This is a genomic window from Aminobacter sp. P4_D5 (assembly GCF_056401815.1).
In genome coordinates, this window is the sequence record NZ_JBFUIP010000007.1 from 1 (window position 1) to 18116 (window position 18116).

General features: G+C 60.4%; 14 protein-coding genes. 5 read left to right on the forward strand and 9 right to left on the reverse strand.

Annotated elements, in window-relative coordinates:
- The 6 genes from AC1DWF_RS02995 to AC1DWF_RS03020 all read right to left on the reverse strand — a co-directional run.
- Positions 1-1481, reverse strand: a 1481-nt coding sequence (locus AC1DWF_RS02995) for a M14 family metallopeptidase (RefSeq protein WP_476841441.1), incomplete at its 3' end; no start/stop codon positions are given.
- Positions 1478-2332: an ABC transporter permease gene (locus AC1DWF_RS03000; RefSeq protein ID WP_476787848.1), complete on the reverse strand. Its 855-nt coding sequence runs from the start codon at positions 2330-2332 to the stop codon at positions 1478-1480. The genes AC1DWF_RS02995 and AC1DWF_RS03000, both read right to left, overlap by 4 nt.
- A gap of 6 nt (positions 2333-2338) precedes the next feature.
- A complete protein-coding gene (locus AC1DWF_RS03005; RefSeq protein ID WP_476783936.1) occupies positions 2339-3262 on the reverse strand; it encodes an ABC transporter permease in 924 nt (307 codons plus the stop codon).
- Positions 3263-3391: 129 nt separating this feature from the next.
- Entirely contained in the window at positions 3392-4891 is a 1500-nt protein-coding gene (locus tag AC1DWF_RS03010; RefSeq protein ID WP_476783940.1) for an ABC transporter substrate-binding protein, read from the reverse strand.
- 90 nt (positions 4892-4981) lie between these two features.
- Complete coding sequence (locus AC1DWF_RS03015) at positions 4982-6814, reverse strand: ABC transporter ATP-binding protein (RefSeq protein WP_476783937.1); 1833 nt, start codon at positions 6812-6814, stop codon at positions 4982-4984.
- Between the two features lie 10 nt (positions 6815-6824).
- The gene (locus AC1DWF_RS03020) at positions 6825-7409 is read right to left on the reverse strand and encodes a winged helix DNA-binding protein (protein ID WP_476783938.1); all 585 of its coding nucleotides are present in this window, start codon (positions 7407-7409) and stop codon (positions 6825-6827) included.
- A gap of 116 nt (positions 7410-7525) precedes the next feature.
- Here AC1DWF_RS03020 and AC1DWF_RS03025 point away from each other — a divergent pair, with 116 nt between their 5' ends.
- Positions 7526-11155: a hydantoinase B/oxoprolinase family protein gene (locus AC1DWF_RS03025; RefSeq protein ID WP_476841442.1), complete on the forward strand. Its 3630-nt coding sequence runs from the start codon at positions 7526-7528 to the stop codon at positions 11153-11155.
- Positions 11156-11338: 183 nt separating this feature from the next.
- Here the strand turns inward: AC1DWF_RS03025 and AC1DWF_RS03030 are convergent, their stop codons facing one another.
- Both AC1DWF_RS03030 and AC1DWF_RS03035 read right to left on the reverse strand, forming a co-directional pair.
- Positions 11339-12139 (reverse strand): LuxR C-terminal-related transcriptional regulator, encoded by an 801-nt coding sequence (locus AC1DWF_RS03030; RefSeq protein ID WP_476787851.1) that lies wholly within the window; start codon positions 12137-12139, stop codon positions 11339-11341.
- A 163-nt stretch (positions 12140-12302) separates the two neighbouring features.
- Complete coding sequence (locus AC1DWF_RS03035; protein ID WP_476786910.1) at positions 12303-13526, reverse strand: acyl-CoA dehydrogenase family protein; 1224 nt, start codon at positions 13524-13526, stop codon at positions 12303-12305.
- A 17-nt stretch (positions 13527-13543) separates the two neighbouring features.
- Here AC1DWF_RS03035 and msuE point away from each other — a divergent pair, with 17 nt between their 5' ends.
- From msuE to AC1DWF_RS03055, 4 genes are all read left to right on the forward strand, one after another.
- Positions 13544-14296 (forward strand): FMN reductase, encoded by a 753-nt coding sequence (gene msuE, locus AC1DWF_RS03040; RefSeq protein WP_476787852.1) that lies wholly within the window; start codon positions 13544-13546, stop codon positions 14294-14296.
- A gap of 18 nt (positions 14297-14314) precedes the next feature.
- Positions 14315-15115, forward strand: coding sequence for an alpha/beta fold hydrolase (locus AC1DWF_RS03045; RefSeq protein WP_476787853.1), 801 nt, complete (start codon positions 14315-14317; stop codon positions 15113-15115).
- 46 nt (positions 15116-15161) lie between these two features.
- Positions 15162-15605, forward strand: coding sequence for a cupin domain-containing protein (locus AC1DWF_RS03050; RefSeq protein ID WP_476784383.1), 444 nt, complete (start codon positions 15162-15164; stop codon positions 15603-15605).
- Between the two features lie 191 nt (positions 15606-15796).
- Positions 15797-17011 carry an MFS transporter gene (locus tag AC1DWF_RS03055; RefSeq protein ID WP_476787854.1) on the forward strand — a complete coding sequence of 405 codons (1215 nt, stop codon included), beginning with the start codon at positions 15797-15799 and terminating at the stop codon, positions 17009-17011.
- A gap of 304 nt (positions 17012-17315) precedes the next feature.
- Here the strand turns inward: AC1DWF_RS03055 and AC1DWF_RS03060 are convergent, their stop codons facing one another.
- Entirely contained in the window at positions 17316-18095 is a 780-nt protein-coding gene (locus AC1DWF_RS03060; RefSeq protein ID WP_476787855.1) for a FadR/GntR family transcriptional regulator, read from the reverse strand.
- Positions 18096-18116: the final 21 nt, after the last annotated feature.

Consider the following 18116-nt stretch of genomic DNA (forward strand, 5'->3'; position numbering starts at 1 on the left):
AGGCCGGGGATCTTGCCCAGATGGGCGGTAACCTGATCAAGCATGCGTTCGGCGCGCGCCTCCCACCCTGCGTGATGGCGCATGACGAGGAAGAAGCCCTTCGGCAGCGTCCACATAGCGAAGTTGCGTGGCACGTAGCCCGATAGAGGCCGTGTCCATTCATGGCTCGGATAGCCGTGCAGGTTGACGTGCAGCTGTGCACCGGTCAGGCGCTGGGCCTCGATGCGAATGGCCTTTTCGTGCAGCACGCCGCGGGTGTTTTCCAGCGTGCGGTATTCAAGATCGTCGCCCATCGCAGTGTAGCGCGCGGCATGATGCATGTGGCGTGGATTGGCGGCCCGCAGCCTTTGATGCAGCGCATAGCCGTCAGGGTTTTCCATTGGGCTAACGCTGAAATGCGCGTTTGGCCGCCGTGCCAGCACCTTTGCCGCGCGCATGGCCCCAACGATGCCGGTATTTTCATTGGCGTGCTGGCCACCGCTGATGATGACGGGCGCATCCGTTCCCTTGACAAAGCGACCCAGTACAGGCCGGCCCGCGCGGCTCAGAGCTTCGAAGGGCTGGCCGCCGATGGCATCGAGCTCAGCGATCACCTGCGCGAAGAAGGGCGGCTCGCGCATCGTATCGACTGCGACAACAGGACCGCCAGTAATATGCGATGACAATGGCCGCACGCTGACCGCGACAGCGGGCACCGAGCCCTGCGCGATCTCAGGCACGATCTGGCCGGGACGAAGCCCCCGATCGCCGAGCGGACGGCCAGACTTCTTCTGGAAGACTTCAAGCAGCGAGAAGTAGAAATCCTCGTGCAGCGCCTCGCGCAGGCTGAGCACTTCGTCGCCATAGGCCAAACGCTCGTCGGCTGCGGGAAGTACTGCCTGAATGTTCAACTCGTCGAAATAGGGCTCAGTCATTCCCCACTCATGTGACTGGATGGCGGCCACCGTCTCGGCAAACAGCTGCTCGTAGTCCGTTTCCAGTCGCTCGCCAGGGCCGGTGCCGCTGATAATCCAGCCGGTCGGCGACACGATGGTTTCTCCAACAAAATCGGCATGCACCCGGTTGGGGGCGAAAACGGTGTGGCTTGCCGTGCTGCCGTCGGCCAGCGTCAGTGTCACACCGTAGTGGAACAGGTCATCGGGGCGGGCGGCGAAGGATATCCTGATGTCCCCGGCAAGGGCGGCAAGCGGATAGGTTTCGAGGATGAAGCGGTTTTTTGGCGCGCGCTCGTGAACGGGATAGGTGACCGCAATTTCGGTCACACCGGCCAGATCGAGTTCTTCGAGGAAGAAGTGCAGCAGCGGCTTGTAGGCGGAACGGATGCGGGCGCTGATGCCTTTTTGTGCCAGCTTCTGCTCGGCCGCCTTGCGGCTCGCGCTGTCGTCGAAGGTCCACGCCTGCAGCGTCGCGCCCACACCTGCAGCGGTTGCGACGAGCGCATCCAGCGTGCGCCCGTAGGTCTTTTCGAAAATCGATGTCATCGTGAGGTTCTACCTGTCGGATCGAGGCTGTCGCGGAGCCAGTCACCAAGAAGGTTGAGGCCAAGCACGGTCAGCAAAATGGCGAGGCCGGGAAAGACGCTGACCCACCAGGCCAGCTGCAGATAGGTGCGTCCGTCGGCCAGCATGCCGCCCCAGCTCGGGATCGTCGGATCGACGCCAAGGCCGAGGAAGGTCAGGCTCGACTCGAGCAGGATGTTGCTTGCGACGTTCAGCGTCATCAGCACGATCACCGGTCCGATCAGGTTCGGCAGCAAATGCTGGAAGATGATGCGCCAGTCCCGTACGCCGATGGCACGCGCCGACAAGATGAATTCCCGTTCGCGCAAAGTCAGCACCGAGCCGCGCACGAGGCGGGCATACTGCACCCATTGCGACACGATCAGCAGGATGATCGTATTGGTCAGGCTGCCACCGACGATGGCAATGAATGTGATGGCCAGGAGAATGAAAGGCATCGCCAGCTGGATGTCGGCAAAGCGCATGACGACCATGTCCCAAAAGCCGCGATAGTAGCCGGCGATCAGGCCCATCAGCACGCCGATGACCAGGGCACCTGCAACCGAGGTGAAGCCAACAAGCAGCGATATCTTGCCGCCGGCAACCACGCGCGCCAGCACGTCGCGTCCCAGCGGATCGGTACCAAGCGGATGGGCAGCGTTGACGAAGGGCGGCGTCAGGCGGGCGAGCAGGTCGATCTTGGCGCCACCGCCGGGAAACAGCAGGTCGGAAAAGACCACCGCGAGACAGATCGTCACGGTGAGGAAGGCGCCGAGAATGAATTCCAGGCTCATGAAGCGCGACTGGCGCAAGGAGAATGTCTTGGAGGCCATGGCCGTCTACTCCGTACGGATGCGCGGATCGACCAGCCCGTAAGCGATATCGACCAGAAGATTGACGCCGACGATCATCAGCGAGAGCACGGTGATGACGGCCTGAAGCACGGGATAGTCGCGTGCGCCCACAGCATCGAAGGCCAGCGTGCCCATGCCGGGCCAGTTGAACACGCGCTCCACCACCACGATGCCGCCGAGCAGGCCGCCGAACTGCAATCCGAAATAGGTGATGAGCGGAATGGCACAATTGCGAAGCGCGTGTTTGTAGAGGACCTTGCTTTCGCTCAGCCCCTTGGCGCGCGCCACCATGATGTATTGCGATTGCAGTGTCTCGAGCATCGACGTGCGCACGAGCCGCACATTGGTTGCCGTCAGGATGACACCCATTGTCACGGCGGGCATGATGTAGGCTAAGGCACTGTCCATGCCGCTGGGCGGCAGCCAGCCGAGCGTGATGGCGAAGAGCAGGACCAGCATGGTTGCTAGCCAGAAATTCGGAAACGACAGGCCGATCAGCGACAGGATGCGGATGATCTGGTCGGCCGACTTGCCGCGCGCCGTTGCCGCCTTGATGCCGAGCGGGATGGACAGCGCGATGGATACCACCATCGAGATGAATGCCAAAAGCAAAGTCGCAGGAAGGGCGGCGCTGATCAGTCCCGCTACGGGCGTGTTGCCAACAAAGCTGCGACCGAAATCCAGTGTCAGCAGCCCTTTCATGAAGTCGAGATATTGCACGATGAACGGCTTGTCGACGCCGAGTGCCTGACGAATACGAGCCAGGTCGTCTTCGGTCATGCTGCCCCCGCCCTGAAACATGGTGACGGCCGGGTCGCCAGTCAGGCGAATGGCAAACGACACCAGGAGGGTAATGGCAATGACRACAAAGATCGCCTGCAACAGTCGCTTAATGAGGAAGCCGGCCAAGTGTTTTTCCCTAGTGCGTGATCTCAGTGTAAAAGCGCGCAACGCTGTTCGAACAAAATCAGGCGTCTGATCGTTGAATAGGAACGAAGAGGGATGCCACCCATGATGGGCGGCATCCCTTGATGTGGATTAGTTGACCGAGACTTCGTTGAGTTTCAGCCGGTTATCGGGTGCTGGAACGAAGCCCTGCACGCGCTTGTTGATGCCGTAGATGGCATTCGTGTTGTAGAGCGGTAGCTCCAGAGCGCGATCGGCGGCGTATTTCGCGATTTCCTTGAGGATGCGCTCGCGCTCCGCACGGTCCGTTAACGGACGCTGCGATTCAAGCAGCTTGTCCATTTCCGGGTCGCTGTCGTAGGGGTTCCACTTTTCGCCCGAGTGGTACATCGAATACGCGGTGTTGTCGTAATCGAAGGTCCAGCCGCCCCACTTCTGCTGGAACATCGCACCGGTCTTGCCCTGTGGAATGATGTCGTTGAGCAGAACATTGGTTTCGTAGGGCTTGATGGTGGCGGTGATGCCGACCATCTGGAAATAGCTGGCGATGACCTGGGCCACTTCGTTCATCGTCGCATCATTGCCGCGAACATCGATCTGGACGGTCGCGCCTGATTTCACCCCTGCTTCAGCCAACAGCGCCTTTGCGCCTTCGGGATCGTAAGGCAGCGGCTTCAGCTCCGGATCGTAGCCAAACGAAAGCGCACCCTGGAAACTGGCGATTTCGGATGCCTGGCCAGCGAGAATCGATTGGATGATGGTCGCGCGATCCACGGCCATGATCAGCGCCTTGCGCACCTTGGTATCGGCTGTGATGCCGCTCTTGGTGTTGAAGCGCAATGCATCGACGGTAGGTCCGGGCACAGAAACAAGCTCGAGTTTGGCGTCGTTCTTAATGACGTCGATCATGCCGATCGGAATGGTCGGCGGCAGGACGAGGTCCACACGGCCGGCCTGAAGCTCGGCAACGGCGGTCGAGGGCTCTGCAATGAAACGGAAGTCGAGTTCCGAAAGCTTTGGCGCGCCGCCCCAATAGTCGGGATTGGCCGCGAGCTGGATATTGACCTTCGGCGCATAGGAAACGAACTTGAATGCGCCCGTGCCGACCGGATTGGCGTTGAAGAAGTCCTCGCCTTTTTCAGCGACGTATTTCGGCGGCACAATCATCGCGCCATAGCCTGCAAGCTTGGTCAGCAGGACGGGATCTGGTGCCTTCAGCTTCATGTCGACGGTGTATTCGTCGATAATCTCGATGCTGTCGATTGCGACGTAGTTCGAGCGCTGCGGACCTTTCGCACCCTGCTCGCCGAGCAGGCGTTCGAAGGTGAATTTTACGGCTTCGGCGTTGAACGGTTCGCCATTGTGGAAGGTTACGCCCTTGCGGAGATGGAAGCGGATGCGCTTGCCTTCGTCGAGTTCTTCCCAGGATTCAGCCAGACCCGATACGAGCTTCAGGTCCGGGCCGCGGTAGGTCAGACCGTCAAAAATGTTGGTGGCAACGGCCGCCCACTGCACCAGGAAGGTATCGACCGGGTCCCAGCTGCCCGGATCCTGCGGCGAAGAAACCGTGAGCTTGCCTTCCGCCAATGCAGGCGAAGCGATGAAAGCCGTGCCTGCCATGGCGAGCGCCATGTAAACCGCTCGAATTCCGATTATTTTTTTCACTAGCATCTACTCCTCTTCAGATGTTGTTTCTCTTCAGATGTTGTTTCGTTGATTCAGTCAGGCGCTTCTGGCGACGAAGTGCCCAGGGCTGACCTCCTCGCGGAGCAGGATTGCCGGCTCATTGCCGACTGCCCTGACCGGGCTGGGGATGTCGCCTTCCATCATTGCCGTGCCGCGCTTGCGCGTTGGATCCGCGACCGGGACAGCCGAAAGCAGCTTGCGCGTATATGCATGGGTGGGTGTTTCGAAGACCTGGCGGCGGCTGCCGAGTTCCATGATCTGGCCCAGATACAGAACAGCAACGCGGTGGCTCATTTTTTCGACGACGGCCATATCGTGGCTGATGAACAGATAGGCCAGGCCCCGTTCGGCCTGCAGTTCCATGAACAGGTTGATGATCTGCGCCTGGATCGAGACGTCGAGGGCCGACAATGCCTCGTCGGCTATGATCAGCTTGGGGTCGGAGGCGAGAGCGCGCGCGATGCAGACGCGCTGGCGCTGGCCACCAGAAAATTCGTGCGGGTAGCGTTCTGCATGCGCCGATGTCAGGCCGACACGTTCCAGCAGCCCGTCGACGCGCTTGCGGATCTCTGCGTTGCCAGAAATCAATCCATGCGTGCGAATTGGCTCGGCAATGGAGAAACCGACCGTCTTGCGAGGGTCCAGCGAGGCAAAAGGGTCCTGGAAGATGTACTGGACTTCCTGAAGCAAGCGATGGCGCTCGACGGCATTCATCTGCGCCAATGATTTGCCACCGAAAGTGATCTGGCCTGAGGTGGCCTTCTGCAATTGCTGGATGGCGCGTCCGATGGTGGATTTTCCAGAGCCGGATTCACCAACCAGAGCCAGCGTCTCGCCAGGGTGAATATCGAAACTGACCTCCTCGACCGCGTGCACGCGATGCGTCACTCCGCCGAAAATGCCTTTCTTGACATTGAAACGGACGACGAGATCGCGAACCGACAGAAGCGCCGGAGCGTCATATCTAGGCGTGTCCTGGATGCGCTCAGTACCGACCAGTTTTGGCTGGCCATCTTCGAGAATGGTCAACGGCATGCGTTTTGGGAAGTCCTGGCCTTCAAGACTGCCAAGCTTCGGCACCGATCCAAGCAGCATACGCGTATAGGGGTGCTGCGGATTTGCGAAGATCTCGCGCACCGGCCCCTGCTCGACCTTTTTGCCTTTCCACATGACCACGACATCGTCGGCCATCTCGGCGACCACGCCCATGTCATGGGTGATGAAAATCATCGCCATGCCGAGCTCTTTTTGCAGATCGCGCATGATGTTGAGGATCTGGGCCTGGATGGTTACGTCGAGCGCTGTCGTCGGCTCATCGGCGATTAACAGCTTGGGCCGACATGCGAGCGCCATGGCGATCATCACGCGTTGGCGCATGCCACCGGAAAGCTGGTGTGGATAACGGCCGAGCAGTTCGCCTGAATCCGGCAGACGCACCATGTCGAGCAGGCGCCTTGCCTCCACAAGTGCTGCATTCTTGCTCATCTTTTCGTGCAGCATCAGCACTTCGCTGATCTGGTCACCGATGGTGAACACAGGATTGAGCGAGGTCATCGGCTCCTGGAAGATCATTGCGATCTCCTTGCCGCGAATTGAACGCATCTCCTTTTGCGAGGCCTGCAGCAGATCGATGCTGCCTTTCACCCCGTTGAACGTGATGCGCCCGGTCGGAAATTTTGCGCCCATGATGTCGGCGAGCCGCATCATCGAAAGCGAGGTGACGGACTTGCCCGAACCGGATTCACCGACGATCGCCAGGGTTCTTCCCGGCGCGACCGAGAAGTCCAGATTCTCGACGACACGCGCGGCGCCGAACGCAACGGATAGATCCTCGACGGAGATGAGCGGGGTGGTAGTGGCCTCGTTCAAGCGCAGTTCCTTACAATGTCGTTGCGGCACGCGCCGCCTGATTGAACGCGCCCGACATGAAGCGAAGGACGGCTGCGATTTCCGATAATGTTTCTTCCGACGGACGGGCGTTCGCGGTCGAGTCGACCAGAAGCCGTTCGCGGATCTGGGCATAGCGAGCGCAGGCCTCAGCACCCTTTTCGGTAATCCGCACCGTCTTTTCCTTCGCCGCCTTGCCGGAAGTCAAAAGACCAGCCGCCTCGAGCTTGCGGATGGCGTAGGTGACGACGTGCGTGTCTTCGATGTCGAGCACGAGGCAGATGTCGGCGAGCTTCTTTTCGCGGCCGCGGTGGCGAATGGAATGCAGGATCAGCACTTCCATGGACGACAGGTTGGGCAGTCCGGCCGCCGACATGCAGCGCACCATCCAGCGGGAAAAAGCATGGCTTGCAAGGATCAAGCCGTATTCGACCTCGGAGAGGCCAGGCGACGCGCCCTCGGCCAGATGCGACGACGACACGATCGGGCCGATCGATGGAATGGGCTGAAGGTGCTTAGGCAGAGTCGTTTCGAGCCTTTCCAGCTCGCCCGGCTCCCGCTTCTCTTTTGTGACCATCTGCCTGCCCCCATCTTGACGGACATATCGTCACCACTTTATCGATAATTTGTCAATGTTTGCTGGTTCATTTTTGAGCGTGCCTATTTAGGCGGCAGAAATTCGGGATGTCGGATATGAACGGACAGAATGGATCGTGGGATTTCTGGATCGACCGCGGTGGCACGTTCACCGATGTCATCGGCAAGGATCCGCAGGGCAAGCTGCACGCCCGCAAGGTTCTGTCGGAGAACCCGGAGGCATACCGTGACGCCGCCGTGCATGGCATCCGCCTGCATCTCGGCCTTGAGGCCAGCGAGCCAATTCCGGCTGGGCTGATCCACGAAGTCCGCATGGGCACGACAGTCGCSACCAACGCSCTTTTGGAGCGCAAGGGCGAGCGGCTGGCACTGGTCACCACGAGAGGTTTCCGCGACGCGTTGCGCATCGGATACCAGGAGCGCAAGGATATTTTCGCTTCCGAAATCCTGAAGCCCGAGGCGCTTTACGACACGGTCGTCGAGATGGACGAGCGTATCCTGGGCGATGGCCGGGTGGAAACGGCGCTCGATGAAAATTCAGCCCTCGCCGCGCTGAAAAGCCTGCGCGATCAAGGCTATGACTGCATCGCCATCGTTCTGATGCACGCCTATAAATTCCCGCAGCATGAAGAGATTCTCGCCCGTGTGGCCCGTGAGATCGGCTTTGCGCAGGTATCCGTCAGCCATGAGGTTTCGCCGCTGGTTAAGTTCGTTGGCCGCGGCGATACGACAGTCGTCGACGMCTRTCTGTCGCCGGTCCTGTCGCGTTATGTGGCCCAGGTATCGCGCGAACTCGACGTGGAGCGCACCGGCGCGCGCGTCATGTTCATGATGTCGTCGGGCGGACTGACCGCGGCCAATCTATTCCAGGGAAAAGATGCCATTTTGTCGGGTCCTGCCGGTGGTGTCGTCGGTCTTGCGCGCACGGGTGCGTCTGCTGGTTTCCCGAAAGTCATCGGCTTCGAYATGGGCGGCACCTCGACCGACGTTGCCCATTTCGATGGCGAATATGAACGTGCATTTGAAACACAGGTCGCGGGCGTGCGTGTGCGTGCACCGATGATGCTGATTCATACGGTTGCAGCGGGCGGCGGCTCAATTTTGCATGCTGATGGCGGTCGCTTCCGGGTTGGCCCTGATTCCGCGGGCGCAAATCCAGGTCCCGCATGTTACCGTAATGGTGGTCCGCTTGCCGTAACCGATGCCAATGTGATGGTCGGCAAACTTATTCCGGATTATTTTCCGGCCCTTTTCGGACCGCAGCAGAACGAGCGTCTCGACGTAGAGACAGTTCGCACGCACTTTACCCAGGTCGCCGACGAACTTGGCGACGGGCGCACGCCGGAAGACGTTGCCGACGGTTTCATCCGGATCGCGGTCGCCAATATGGTTGAGGCGATCAAGAAGATCTCCGTCCAGCGCGGGTATGACGTGACGCGCTATGCGCTCAACTGCTTCGGTGGCGCTGGCGGCCAGCATGCCTGCCTGGTTGCCGACGCGCTTGGCATGAAGAGCATTCTGCTGCACCCGATGTCCGGCCTGCTGTCGGCCTACGGCATGGGGCTGGCCGATATCCGCGCCACGCGCCAGAAGGCGCTCGGCGTCGATCTCGATGCGGCCGCGTCACGGGCCTTGCTCGATCTCGGGCTGGAATTGCAGCGCGATTGCCTTGCCAATCTAGCTGCGCAAGGCATCACCGAAAGTGCTGCAAAGACCTTTCTGCGGGCCCACATCCGCTATGCCGGCACCGATACGGCAATCGCCGTTGAGGCGACATTCCCTGACCTCGATACGCCGGAGCGCCTGCGTGCCGAGTTCGAGCAGCTTCACAAGAGCCGCTTCGGTTTCATCGACACAACAAAGGCACTGGTCATCGAGGCTGTCGAGGTCGAATCGGTCGGCGGTAGCGGTGCGGAGATCGACTTCTCCCAGGGTGCCGCAGATGACTCCGAGGTCATCCCGGCACGCCGCACGCGCTTCTTCTCGCAGGGCACATTCCACGATGCGGGTGTTGTGCTGCGTTCGGAAATGGCTGTGGGCAACCGCGTCAACGGTCCGGCGATCATCATCGAGAGCAACCAGACCATCGTCGTCGAGGATGGCTGGCAGGCTCAACTGACCGTGCGAGATCATATCGTTTTAGAGCGCATCGTGCCGCTTCCTGCGACCACTGCCATCGGGACGGCGGCGGACCCTGTCATGCTGGAGATATTCAACAATCTCTTCATGTCGATTGCCGAGCAAATGGGCGTGACCCTGCAGAACACCGCCTATTCGGTCAACATCAAGGAACGCCTCGACTTTTCCTGCGCGGTCTTTGACGCCAGCGGCAATCTGGTCGCCAATGCCCCACATATGCCGGTGCATCTGGGATCCATGGACGCCTCGATCGCAACAGCAATCCGCGAAAATCCGGTCATCCATCCCGGTGACGTGTTCTTGCTGAACGCTCCCTACAATGGCGGCACGCATCTGCCAGATCTCACCGTCTGCACGCCGGTGTTCAACACGGACGGCAAGACAATCCGCTTCTGGGTCGCCAGCCGCGGCCATCATGCCGACATTGGGGGTATCGCGCCGGGTTCGATGTCGCCTTTGGCAACCACGATCGAGCAGGAAGGCGTCTATATCGACAATTTCAAGCTGCTGGATCGGGGCATCTTCCGCGAGAAGGAACTTACGAGCCTGTTGACCGGCGGCACATATCCAGTGCGCAACGTCATCCAGAACATCAACGATCTGAAGGCGCAGGTCGCGGCGAACGAAAAGGGTGTCGCGGAGCTGAACAAGATGCTCGCCCAGTTCGGCGAGGATGTTGTCGAAGCCTATATGGGGCATGTTCAGGACAATGCCGCTGAAAGTGTGCGCCTGGTGCTCGATCGGCTGCCGGACGGCACTTTCAGCTACGAGATGGACCAGGGCTGCAGGATCGAGGTGAAAATCACCATAGACCGGCAAAAGCGCGAGGCCACTGTCGATTTCACCGGAACCTCGGACCAGCGTGGCGACAATTTCAACGCGCCCGAACCGGTCACGCGTGCCGCGGTGCTCTATGTCTTCCGCGTGCTCGTTGCCGGCGATATTCCGATGAACGCTGGTTGCCTGCGTCCGATCCGGCTGATCGTTCCGGCAGGCTCGATGCTGTCGCCGCGCTATCCGGCCGCCGTGGTCGCAGGCAATGTCGAGGTCAGCCAGGCGGTGACGAACTGCCTGTTTGGCGCGACCGGTGCGATGGCGGCCGCGCAAGGGACGATGAACAACCTGACCTTGGGCAATGACGAGTATCAGTATTACGAGACGATTTGCTCTGGCGCGCCTGCAGGTCCGGGATTTAACGGGGCGGACGCGGTTCACACCCACATGACCAATTCGCGCCTGACTGATCCCGAAATTCTGGAAACACGTTTTCCGGTGGTGCTGGAAGACTTCCATATTCGCAAGGGTTCAGGCGGAAAGGGTGAATTCTCAGCAGGCGATGGAACGCTGCGCACAATCCGCGCCATGCAGACGCTCGATGTCGCGATCCTGAGTGGCCATCGCCGTATCCCACCGTTCGGACTTGAAGGTGGTGCGCCAGGTGAATGCGGATCAAACACCGTGCGCCGCATAGACGGGAAGATCGAAACGCTTGGCGGGTGCGACCAGACCGTTCTGCAGCCCGGGGAAGCGATCTCCATCAGCACGCCGACCGGTGGCGGCTATGGAAAACGCGAGCTCAAGCCATGACAACCACCTTGGGCGTCGAATCTGAATAGCAGCACTTTCGGCGCTGATGGCCTCCGCCTGCTCCGTGAGGGAACAAGCGAGGTTCCAAGAATCTGACTGCGCCGCTGGACGGCGCAGTCCGGTGATTTCGGAATTTCTGCCTGTAAAGAGGGCCGACGCCCACGGTGAGGTTGGACTGGTTACTTAGTGGGTTGTCAGCAGTCGCTGGACCAGTTCGGTTCGGTTGTGGGCGTGAAGTCGCTGGCAAAGTTTGCCGACGTGATCCTTGACCGTATATGCCGAAATCCCCAGCGCCCGGGCGATCTGTTTGTTGGATTGGCCGCGGCAGATCAAAAGCGCCACTTCGCGCGATCGCGCCGGCAACTGGTTCAAAGCTTGTGCCCCGCCGATTGTCCGCTCATGGCGCGACGCTAGGCTGGACTGCGATATCCAGCCGATCGGCGCACCGTCGAGCCGGCCGGTTTCCACCATGGTAGCGAGGGCGAGCGAACCTGCCCGGCAGAGAATGTCCATGCTGTCGACCGCCTGAGCACGAAAGGGGCCTGTCTCGCCGCCAATGGCGGTGTAGACGACGCCAACCACACGATCCTCGACCAGAAGCGGCCCGGCCATACAGTGCTTGAAGCCCCAGCGCCTCAGCAGCTGGAAATTGTTGCAGTGCTGCCAGCCAGATGAGCCGACCACCGTCGATCCGTCGACAGGCCGGCCTTTCTCAAAGATGTAAGCGAGCAGCGGATCGTATTTATCGAACTCATCGCTGTACTCCCGGATGAAGCCCTCAGGCGCCTGCTTGCTGTAGAACAGGCTCGGCTTGTGATCATCCAACAGGTAAAGCCCGACCGTGGGCGATCCCATCAGCTTGCCGATTTCGCGGTGGCATGACTCGCCAAGAGCTTCGAGTGAACGGCTTGCGGCAACGGCCAGCGCGGCATGGCCGACCTCCCCCGTCGAATACTTCGATCGTGCAACCGACGTAACCGGCATCAAGTTCTCCTCCTCTCAGCCCTGCTGCTCATTGTTCGAGCTTGTCAGGAAGTGTGGCAAAGGCTCCGCCAGTAAGCGAGCGTTTCTGCCGAGACGGAGTTTCCAGCAACCCCGGCAAAAATCAAGCTGACTATGGCGGCGAAGCCTGCCGTTACGCCACTATCTAGCCATCCACACCAAAGACGCCCCATTTTGCATCGGCTTTGACCGCGCCGAGATAGACGCGCCCGCATTCCTGGACGATCTCGTCGGCCATCAGGATGTGCTGGGTGCCCGAATGGATATCGCGGTAAAAGCGCTGCATCGTTCCGTTGTGAAGTGAAGCGCCGCGCGCCGCGCGATGGGCGAAGGTGCCGACATCGGAGATGACGTCATGGACATGACGCATCGCAAGCTTCACATCGGCGATCTGCTCGACAGAGGCGTCACGGCTGGCATCGAAGGTTTCGGCCATGCTTGTCCAGGCCTGATAGGCAAAGGCACGTGCTGAGCGGAAGCACGCCTCGGCGCGAGCGAATTCATATTTGAAACTTGCGCTCTCATTCATCTTGCCAAACGCGTCGACGCGAACCGCAGCCAGTTTGGCAAGCTCGTCGAGCATGCGCCGCCCGACGCCAAGCGCCCAGGTCGTGTGACCCCAGGCCGTATAGCCGACCAGACCGAGGCTACCCTGCGGACCGCCTCGCTTGGCATCACCCTCGTTGAAGCCATAACAGAGGTGATTGGGCACAAAGAGTTCGTCAGCATCCTTGAGCGTGTAGTCAAAACTGCCTGTGGCGCGCAGCCCGAGTACGTCCCAATTGCCCTTAAGCTCGATGGTCTCGCGCGGGTGATGGGTGATGACGATTTCCGGCTGACCATTGGATTGCTTAACCATGGTCTTGCCGTCCGCCTCGGTAACGAAACAACCGGAATGGATCCAGGCTGCATGATGAATGCCGCTGCCATAGGCCCAGTTACCGCGGATCATGTAGCCGCCTTCGACCGGCCGCGCATAGCCGCGCGGCACACCGTTTCCGGCAACCATGACATTGGGACCCTCGGCGAAAATATCAGCGGCACCCTTTTCGGAGACAAACAGCGACATCACACCGCCGACCGCGTTGTTCACGATCACGCACCAGCCAGCAGAACCATGCGCCCATGCCACGCGTTCGCCGAGCCGCATCGCGTCAACATGAGACAGTTCAGCGCCGCCAACCTCCTTTGGCATCATCATACTGTAGAGACCTGCATCACGCAGAAGCATGAATGTCGCATCGGACAACCTGTTCAGCTGCTCGCTCTCTTCTGCAGCCGCCTCGATCGCCGGCAGTATGGATTCGACACGCGCGGCCATCTCGGCCAGCGACGGATTTCCGGTTTTCTTGAACTCGACGACTGACATGTTCACAGGCTCCACCCTTGCTTGTCAGCGCCTTGCCGGTCGTACCAGCCGGCGCTTTCTCCCGGCACTGTTCCAATCGGGCGACGCGTCAGCAACCCCCTCAACTGGGGGGCTTGCCGGAGAAGCACGCCATTCGGAAACTGAACGCTTGTGGGAGTTGGCGAACCGCCGAACAGGTCGATGAAGATCTAGTGGTTCCATACGGGAGTGATATCTGGATGACCGGTGTCAAAGTCATCGGCTTCTGCGGCAATGCGCAGAGGCCGTCGAAAACACGTGCGCTTGTCGAAGCCGTTTCCGAAAAAATCCGCCAACGCCATGGCTTTTCCGTCGAGATATTCGACCTGGTGGACGCTGGCGATGGGCTGGCCGCCTGTTCGCCGGCCGGATTGAACAAACAGGCCCGAACAATTGTGGAGGCAATCGAAAACGCCGACGCGCTGATAGTCGGCAGCCCAGTCTACAAAGGCTCTTATGCCGGGATGTTCAAGCACGTGTTTGACCTTGTCCATCCGTCCGCGCTGATTAACCGACCTGTGCTGCTGACCGCAACGGGCGGCGGCATGCGCCATTCCCTCGTCGTTGAGCACCAGCTTCGACCGCTGTTCGGCTTTTTCGAAGCCTGCACCATCCCGACAGCGATCTATGCCAGCGAAACCGACTTTACCGATGGCGTTCCGACCAACCCGATGGTGGTCAAGCGCATCATCGACGCCGTCGACCAGTTTGCCGGCCTCGCCGGGCGACCATGTTGTGCCGCCGCCGAATAATCAGGGAGTTTTCAGATCATGACACCGCAACCCGGACCCTTTCCAGCCTTGGAAGGTTTTGAGCGCGCCGAGTACGAGATCGGCGGCATTCGCACCGTCGTGCACAGTATCGGCGATGGCTTTCCTCTGGTCTTCTTGCATGGCGCAGGCACGTTTACCGGCTTCGAATTCGCCCGCACGCTCGCCTCGGGCGCGAAAGTCATCATTCCTTATCATCCAGGGTTTGGTGACTCGGCAGATGACGATCGCATCACCTCAATCGATGACTATGTACTGCACTATGCCGATCTGTTTGACCGGCTCGGGCTCGAAGCGTTCGACCTTGCCGGCTTCTCGCTCGGCGGCTGGATCGCGGCCGAGTATGCGGCTCGGCAAAGCAGCCGTCTGCGTCGGCTGGCACTGATTTCGCCGGCCGGTCTGGTCGTGCGCGAACACCCCGCCCCCGACCTTTCCACCGTCAGCCCGCCTGAACTTCCTGGCTACCTGACCCATGACCCGAGCGTCGCGCTTGGATATTTCCCAGAGACGCAAGACCCCGCTTTCGGCGCGTCGCTTGGGCGCGAGATGACGGCACTCGGTCGCCTGCTTGCCATCGAGCCGCAAGGCAATCCGAAACTTGGCGCCTGGCTTCGTCGCATCGCTGCTCCCACCTTGCTGCTTTGGGGCAGCGAGGACCGGATGCGGCCGGCAGCGCAGGGAGACGCCTGGCAGAAGCGCATCCCCGATTCCCGCCTCGCACTGGTTCCCGGCGCCGGGCACCTCCTGTTTGAAGAAGCGCCGCAGGCGACCGCCCTGCTTCGCGATTTCCTTGCCGCCTGACGGCACCCTCAACGACGAACCACCAACCCACAAGGACAACGACATCATGATTGTAATGCAGGCCGGCGTGACAAAGAGCGACGAAGCCTATGACGGCACCGTCTGGAGCATTCTTGGCCAGACATACACTCTGAAGCAGCAATCGGATGCCTCCATGGCGTGGCACGCGATCCTGCCCTCCGGCACCTTCGTTCCGCCCCACACGCACCCGACCCAGGACGAGTTTGTCTCGGTCTTCGAAGGCCGCCTTGACCTCTGGCTCGACGGCAAGGAAGTGATTGCAACCGCAGGCGACCTGATCCGCATGCCGATGGGAGAGCCGCACGGCATCTTCAACAAGTCTTCCAGCACTGTGCGCTGCCTGTTCTGGGTCTCGCCGACGCGGGTCCTGCGTGGACTGTTCGACCGCATCCACAATGTCGGCGATCCGGCTGAAATCATGCGTATCGCAGCCGAGCATGAGGTCAATTTCCTGCCGCCGCAGTCCTGAAAGCGACACGTCTATCCGCCTGCCTCAGTCGCGGCAGGCGGAACACCCGCGGAAATGGGCCGCGGCTCAAACGAAGCTGCAGAATAGGCAGCCGCACACACAAGACCAGATTTTCCAACAGGGGACGGACGATGAACTGGGACACAATTACAGAAAACGACCGGTCGCGCATTCGGCGATGGCAAATCGGCATGCTTGCACTCGCGCTGGTGTGCGAGGTCTTTCTTGCCGCGGATTGGTATGCCTTCGCCGCAGTCATTCCATTCATCTCCGAAACCCTGCAGCTCGACCCGGCTCAGGCCGGTTTCGCGCAGGGGATCTTCGCGCTGACCTATGGCATCGGCATGGTCGTGTGGTCGCAAATAAGCCGGCACATGACGGCGCGCATGATGCTTTTGATCGGACTAGCCGGGACCGGCATGGGCATGGTCCTGCAGATCTATGTGCAGAACTATGGTCAGCTGGTCGCTCTGCGTCTCTTCATTGGCTTCTTCGATGCAGCGATCTTTCTCGGTAACATGAAGCTGGTCATCGGCTGGTTTCCGCAGTCACGGCGCGGCAGCATCATCGGCCTCATCCTGGCGGCATACAGCCTGGCGATCACGCTTGATTTCGCGCTCGGAATTCCGCTGACCATAGCCTTTGGCTGGCGCACATTCTTCGCCGTACTGGCTGCCGGAACGCTGGCGGTTGCGCTCGTCAACTGCCTCTTCGCCCGCAATGGGCCGGCCGAGATCGGCATCCACGGCTTTGCCTGGGAGCCACCGCTGCCGCGTGGCGCATCGATCCCTATCAGCGTCATCTTCCGCTCGAAGTGGATCATCGTCGGCGGCCTGGGCATCGCGGCCTGCACTTTCGCCATCGCCGGAACGGCGACCTGGGTCGTGCCGGCCTTCATCGCCGTACAGAACATGCCGGTCGAAAGCGCTGCTGTTATCGGCACGTTGATGGGACTGTCGCAGGTGCTGTTCCTGGTCCTCGGCGGTTACGCCGCCGATCGCATGGGCAAGGCCCTCATGATCAAGTTCGGCACAGCGATGGCGCTGATGACCGCCCTCGCCTTCACCGCCTCGGCAATCTATCCGATGTCTTTCGGCTGGCTGCTGGTCCTGGCTGGCCTGAGCGGCATTGCGGTGCTTGGTGGCGGTGCGATCTTCGCCCTGCTCACCGAGAAATACGCCGACGATCTGGCGACCGTCGCAATCGGCTATGCGGAGGTCCTCGGCGTCGCGGCGAGTTTCTTGTCGCCGTGGATGATGGGCGTGGTGATCCGAGCCTCCGGCGGCTCATTTTCCGAAGCCTTCATTGCCTTTGCATTGGTGGAAGCAGCTTTCCTGGTGATCCTGCTTGTCTTGGCGCGAGAGAAATTTGCACGCCCAAGCGAGATGGCGGTCTCTGCCAACTGACGGCAGACGAGCGGCGGCCACTTAGCAGATAGGAGGCCACATGTGCCTCCTATCTATAAGGAAACTCGGCCGTTCGCCGAATGTATCGGTCGACCAGAGGCTCTGATCCAGCAACCCATTCCGCTGAAACATCGGAACTGTCACAGAGGAGGTTCGCGCCTTCAGGCGTGGCACGACATCGGATGCGCGACTTTGYGGCTACAAACCTGTCGGTTCCAAATGCCGTCAAAAAGCGAGGTAAGGGCATTTCGCCATCGCTGACGATATTGCGGGCACGTTCGCGCAGATCGATGTCGCAGTGCTTTCAGGTATTGAAGTTGCGCTGATACGTGTCCTGGATCAGTTTCCGTGCGGCCTCTGCGGCACCCACTTCATCGCCCTTCTCGATCGCGATGGCGATGGCCTCGTGCATGTCGAGCGAGTGCGCGATGCCGAACGTTCTTAGTGTTTTTGGGATACTGACAGTCAGCGCGGCGCGTATTACCGAAGAAACAGGCAGCAGAAAGCGGTTGTGTGCTGCCTGAATGATCTGGAGATGAAAGGCAATATCGGCCTCTATCGACTGCCGTTCGTCGTCATATTGGCGCGACATCCCCTCGAAGGCGCGGCGAATTCCTGCCCGGTCTGCGGCGGTTGAGCGGCGCGCCGCCAACCCCGCCGCCACCGGTTCGATGGCCAGACGTATCTCGAACAGTTCTTCGGCAAGCGTCTCGCTGCTTTCGGAGTCATCTTGCCACGACAAAACAGTGGGATCGAGCGTGTTCCACCGGTCCGCCGGCAGGACGCGCGTGCCCATGCGCGGCTTGGCCTCGATGAAGCCCTTGGTGGAAAGGATCTTGAGCGCCTCGCGCAACGTCGTGCGACTGACCTGGAGGCTCGACAGGAGCTCCAGTTCCTTGGGCAGCATGTCGCCCGGCTTGAGGTCGCCACGAGTGATGCGCCGGCCAATATCGGCGGCGATCTGAGCCGGCAAGCCTCGCTCTGGCATCGGCCTTGGCGTTGTCATCAAATCCGATCCCGGCATCTTGGGCGCAACATAGACCGCGCGCTGTGCTGCGCCGGCAAAATCACCGGCGCGTGCCATAATTCATACCCTCGACCGCAT

Bases quoted from the DNA above. Each gene is read 5' to 3' on its own strand.
- AC1DWF_RS03050 (WP_476784383.1), top strand. From the start codon at position 15,162: ATGATTGTAATGCAGGCCGGCGTGACAAAGAGCGACGAAGCCTATGAC.
- AC1DWF_RS03010 (WP_476783940.1), bottom strand. From the start codon at position 4,891: ATGGCGCTCGCCATGGCAGGCACGGCTTTCATCGCTTCGCCTGCATTG.
- AC1DWF_RS03045 (WP_476787853.1), top strand. From the start codon at position 14,315: ATGACACCGCAACCCGGACCCTTTCCAGCCTTGGAAGGTTTTGAGCGC.
- AC1DWF_RS03060 (WP_476787855.1), bottom strand. From the start codon at position 18,095: ATGGCACGCGCCGGTGATTTTGCCGGCGCAGCACAGCGCGCGGTCTAT.
- AC1DWF_RS03055 (WP_476787854.1), top strand. From the start codon at position 15,797: ATGCTTGCACTCGCGCTGGTGTGCGAGGTCTTTCTTGCCGCGGATTGG.
- AC1DWF_RS03000 (WP_476787848.1), bottom strand. From the start codon at position 2,332: ATGGCCTCCAAGACATTCTCCTTGCGCCAGTCGCGCTTCATGAGCCTG.
- AC1DWF_RS03035 (WP_476786910.1), bottom strand. From the start codon at position 13,526: ATGTCAGTCGTCGAGTTCAAGAAAACCGGAAATCCGTCGCTGGCCGAG.
- AC1DWF_RS03020 (WP_476783938.1), bottom strand. From the start codon at position 7,409: ATGGTCACAAAAGAGAAGCGGGAGCCGGGCGAGCTGGAAAGGCTCGAA.
- AC1DWF_RS03030 (WP_476787851.1), bottom strand. From the start codon at position 12,139: ATGCCGGTTACGTCGGTTGCACGATCGAAGTATTCGACGGGGGAGGTC.